This is a genomic window from Kitasatospora sp. NPDC048540 (assembly GCF_040651175.1).
Taxonomy (GTDB): Bacteria; Actinomycetota; Actinomycetes; order Streptomycetales; family Streptomycetaceae; genus Kitasatospora.
The window spans coordinates 1-1,698 of record NZ_JBEZIR010000266.1; the positions used below are offsets into that span (position 1 = coordinate 1).

Here is a 1,698-nt window from a genome sequence, read left to right on the forward strand (position 1 = left end):
GTTTTGCTCTGGGTGGTTGGGGGGCCCGGGCCCCTGCCCCGGGGGGCGTCCCCCCCCCCGGCCCCGCCGGTGGCGGGATCCGCGCGCCCGCGTCGGCCAGGAGTTCCCGGTGTTCCCGACCGGCGGCCACGCCCTGTTCATCCCAAGTCCGTTACTCCTAGAGTGAATTGGGTCAGTTGTACAGCCAACTCGACCCAGCCGGACCCGCACCGGTCCGGCGGACAGGACCCCCGTGGCGACAGGATCCTCCCTCGTCCTCTCCACACCCACCAGTCCCACCGAAGGCGACAAGCTCACCTTCCACTGGACCACCGACGCATCGGACGCGAAGAACTGGGTGGGCATCTACGACGGCACCCGGCTGCCCGGCACCGGCTCCTCGCTGCTGTGGAAGTACACGCCCGGGGCGTCCGGCGACGTCCAGCTCGACACCTCCGCCCTTACCGGCGGCCCTTACACCGCGTACCTGCTGGCCAAGGACGGGTACGGGATCCTCGCCCAGAGCGCGCCCTTCAGCTTCAAGCCCAAGCCCGCCGCGGCCCGTCCGCACGCCGCCGTCGACGCGCTGACCACCACCCAGGTCGCGCCGGGTGCCGCCGTGAGCGTCAAGCTCGGCGGCCTGTGGATGCGCTCCTCGGGTGCACCGACGTTCCGCAAGATCGCCGGTGACTCCTGGCTGTCGGTGGCCGCCGACGGCACCGTCACCGGCACCGCCCCGAGCAGCGCGCCCGCCGACCCGGCCGTGCTGACCGTCGGGGTGAAGGACGCTGCCGGCAACACGGACACCATCACCGTCCAGCTCCCGGTCCGCGACCCGGCCCAGCCGATCCGGCTGAAGACCGCCGCCTGGAACCTCTGGGACGCCGGCACCCACGCCACCGACGGCCTGGAGAAGCAGCTGCGGGTGATCCTCACCCAGAACCTGGACGTCGTCGCGCTGCAGGAGACCGCCGGCACCGCCGCCACCACCCTGGCCGCGGCGCTCGGCTGGTACGCGTACCAGAGCGCAGGGAGCGTCGGCATCGTCAGCCGCTACCCGCTGGCCTCGGTCACCGCCGTCACCACCACGCTGCCCGCCGCGGGCGCCACCGTGCAGCTGCCGGGCAACCGCAGCATCCGGTTCTGGGCCGCGCACCTGGACGAGGCCGACTACGGCCCGTACGCGGTGCAGGACGGCCGCACCGCCGCCGCGACCGTGACCAGCGAGAGCGCCTCCACCCGCGGCAAGCAGGCCACCGCCCTGGCCACGGCCGTCAAGGCCGACATCGCCGCGGGCAAGGCCGTCGTCCTCGCGGCCGGTCTGGCCTCGCCCTCGCACCTGGACTGGACGCCCGCCACCGCCGCCGCGCACAGCGGCGTCACCGCGCTGGCCTGGCCGGTCACCGTCGCCCTGCAGAACGCGGGCCTCACCGACGCATACCGCTCGGCGCACCCCGACCCGGCCGCCTTCCCGGGCAACACCTGGTCGCCGACCCGCAAGGTCCGCGGCACGAAGGCCGAACCGCAGGACCGGATCGACCAGGTGCAGTTCGCCGGTCCGCTCACCCTGCTGGAGGCCCACACCCTGGTCACCGGCCGTCCCCAGCCGGACCCGAGCACCGCGGCCAACGAGTGGCCCTCGGACACCGCCGCCGCCGTCGCCACCTTCACCTTCTGAGAGGCCGACCGATGACCCCCCAGCTCAGCCGCCGCACCTTC

General features: G+C 73.7%; 1 protein-coding gene. It reads left to right on the plus strand.

The features are described 5' to 3' along the window. Positions 1 to 232 precede the first annotated feature (232 nt). The gene (locus tag AB0D08_RS40745) at positions 233 to 1,657 is read left to right on the plus strand and encodes an endonuclease/exonuclease/phosphatase family protein (RefSeq protein ID WP_359895423.1); all 1,425 of its coding nucleotides are present in this window, start codon (positions 233 to 235) and stop codon (positions 1,655 to 1,657) included. Positions 1,658 to 1,698 lie beyond the last annotated feature (41 nt).